The 1156-nt window shown below is 74.5% G+C and carries 1 protein-coding gene; it reads left to right on the top strand.

Annotated elements, in window-relative coordinates:
• On the top strand, positions 1-1156 hold a 1156-nt coding region (locus AB0G02_RS41475), incomplete at both ends, for a condensation domain-containing protein (protein ID WP_360806437.1).

Genomic DNA, 1156 nt, shown 5'->3' with positions numbered 1-1156 from the left:
CCCGGGGCTCGACCTGCCCCGCCTCACCGACGCCCTGGGCGAGGTCGTCGCCCGCCACGACATGCTCCGCGCCGTGGTCGAGCCGGGCGGGAAGCAGCGCGTCCTGGACCGGGTGCCGCGCTACGAGATCGCCACCACCGACCTGCGCGACGAGCCGCCCGCCGCGCGTTCGGCCGCGCTGGCGGAGATCCGCGCCGAGCTGACCGACCAGGTCCTGCCGGTGGACCAGTGGCCCCCGTTCGACATCCGCGCCACGCTCCTGCCGGAGGACCGCGTGCGCCTGCACGTCAGCGCGGACCTGCTGTTCGTCGACGTCCGCGGCCTGTTCCGGCTGCTGCGCGAGTGGCGGCGCCACTACGACGACCCGGCGTTCGCCCCCGCGCCGCCACCCCTGTCGTTCCGGGACTACGTGCTGGCCGAGCGGGAGCTGGCCACCGAACCCGTCGGGCAGCGCGCGGAGCGGTACTGGCTGTCCCGGCTGGACGAGCTGCCCGCCGCGCCGGAGCTGCCGCTGGCCACCGCGCCGGAGATGATCGGCAAACCAGGGTTCAGCCGCCGCGGCGCGGTGCTGCCGGAGGCGCGCTGGTCGGCGTTGACCGCGGTGGCCGAGCGCTACGGCCTCACCCCGAGCGCCGTCCTGCTCGCCGGCTACTGCGAAGTCCTGCGCACCTGGTCGCGCCGACCGGACTTCACCGTGGCGCTGAGCCTGTTCGACAAGTCGCCGCTGCACGCGGCCGTCGACGGGGTCGTGGGCAACTTCCTGACGCCGAGCCTGTTCGCGGTCGAGGCCGACGCCGGGCCGACCTTCGCCGACCGGGCCGCGGCCGTCCAGCGCAGGCTGAACGCCGACCTGGAGCACACCGCGTTCGGCGGCATCCGCGTGCTGCGCGAGCTGACCCGCCGACGTGGTGACGGCAACCGGGCGTCCACGCCGGTGGTGTTCTCCGACATGCTCGGCCTCGACGGTGACGCCCTGGGCTGCTTCGGCGGCTTGGTGCACAGCGCGAGCCAGACACCGCAGGTGTGGCTGGAGAACCAGGTCGTCGCGCGCGACGGCGGCGTCGTCGTCACCTGGAACTGGGCGACGAACACCCCGGCGTTGTTCACCAGCGTGTCGACCCGGCCGAACCGGGTGAGCGCTTCCTCCACGACGCGG

Origin of the sequence: Actinosynnema sp. NPDC023658 (assembly GCF_040639995.1) — a bacterium.
Taxonomy (GTDB): domain Bacteria; phylum Actinomycetota; class Actinomycetes; order Mycobacteriales; family Pseudonocardiaceae; genus Actinosynnema.
The sequence above is the reverse complement of the archived record's forward strand: the minus strand, read 5'-3'. Positions and strand labels throughout refer to the sequence as shown.